General features: G+C 70.2%; 3 protein-coding genes. All 3 read left to right on the top strand.

Going from position 1 to position 1,407, the window contains the following annotated elements:
• Nucleotides 1-343: inositol monophosphatase family protein (locus ABZY20_RS37135; protein ID WP_356447936.1), on the top strand; the 343-nt coding region annotated here is incomplete at its 5' end.
• Nucleotides 336-1,166 carry a nucleoside triphosphate pyrophosphohydrolase gene (mazG, locus tag ABZY20_RS37140; RefSeq protein WP_356447938.1) on the top strand — a complete coding sequence of 277 codons (831 nt, stop codon included), beginning with the start codon at nucleotides 336-338 and terminating at the stop codon, nucleotides 1,164-1,166. The genes ABZY20_RS37135 and mazG, both read left to right, overlap by 8 nt.
• A 1-nt stretch (nucleotide 1,167) precedes the next feature.
• A partial coding sequence (locus ABZY20_RS37145) for a hypothetical protein (protein WP_356447939.1) occupies nucleotides 1,168-1,407 on the top strand: 240 nt, incomplete at its 3' end.

Genomic DNA, 1,407 nt, shown 5'->3' on the forward strand with positions numbered 1-1,407 from the left:
GCTGCGGGTGGCCGCGAGCCGCTCGCACCACAGCCAGCGCAGCGACGAGTTCCTCGCCCGCGCGCATCGCCAAGCCGCCGGCGGCATCGCCATGGTCAGCCTGGGCTCGTCCTTGAAATTCTGCCGCATCGCCGAAGGCTCGCTGGATCTGTATCCGCGCTTCGGCCCGACCAGCGAGTGGGACACCGCCGCCGGGCAATGCGTGCTCGAAGCGGCCGGCGGCGCGGTGCTCGACCCGCGCGGACGCCCGTTCCGTTACAACCAGCGCGACGGCCTGCTCAACGGCGACTTCATCGCCCTGGGCGACCTGTCGCTGCCGTGGAGGGCCTGGCAAGATGGCTGAGGTGCTGAACCTGCCGCCGGGCATCGCCGGCCTGCTGGAAATCATGGCGCGCCTGCGCGACCGCGAGCGCGGCTGCCCGTGGGACATCGAGCAGACCTTCGCCAGCATCGTCCCGTACACCATCGAGGAACCCTACGAAGTCGCCGACGGGGACGCCCGCGGCGACCTGGACGCGCTCAAGGACGAACTCGGCGACCTGCTGCTGCAAGTGGTGTTCCATGCGCGCATGGCGCAGGAACAAGACGCCTTCGCCTTCGACGATGTCGTCGCCGCGATCAGCGACAAGATGGTGCGCCGGCATCCGCACGTGTTCGGCGAGGCCAGCGTCGAAGACGCCGATGCGCAGACGGTGGCGTGGGAAGAACAAAAGCGCCGCGAGCGCCAGGCCGCCGGCGAAGCCGACACCTCGGCGCTGGCCGGCATCGCCCGCGGCCTCCCGGAATGGCAGCGCGCGGTGAAGCTGCAAAAGCGCGCCGCCTCGGTCGGCTTCGACTGGCCGGCGCCGACGCCGGTGATCGCCAAGCTGCACGAAGAAATCGAAGAAGTGCGGGTCGAGTTCGACGCGGTCGCCGCCGCGCCCGACGACGCGGCCGCGCGCGACCGGCTGGAGGAGGAGATCGGCGACGTGCTGTTCGTCTGCGCCAATCTCGCCCGCCACGCCAAGGTCGACGTCGGCGCCGCGCTGCGCCGCGCCAACCTCAAGTTCGAACGCCGCTTCCGCGCGATGGAACTGCAGGCCGCGCAGGACGGCATGGCGCTGCCGGAGCTGTCGCTGGAAGCGCAGGACGGTTATTGGAACCGGGTCAAGGCCGAGGAGCGCTGAGATGCGCAGCAAGGATCGCGAACGGATGCGCGCGGCGCTGGCGGTAGCGACTTTGGCGACGGTATCGGCGTGGCCCGCCATCGCGGCCGCCCAGGACGATGCGAACCGGGAGTACCTGTTCCACAGCCAGTTCGCCGAGCACTGCAAGCGCGCGATGCCGCCGCTGTCCAAGCAGATCGACAGCGCTTTTTCCGCGTGGCAGTCGCGCATTCCCGCGCAGCGCCTGGCCGCGATTCGGGAC

Origin of the sequence: Streptomyces sp. NPDC006624 (assembly GCF_040611555.1) — a bacterium.
Taxonomy (GTDB): domain Bacteria; phylum Actinomycetota; class Actinomycetes; order Streptomycetales; family Streptomycetaceae; genus Streptomyces.

Coding starts and splice junctions, on each gene's coding strand:
- mazG (WP_356447938.1), top strand. CDS start 336: ATGGCTGAGGTGCTGAACCTGCCGCCGGGCATCGCCGGCCTGCTGGAA.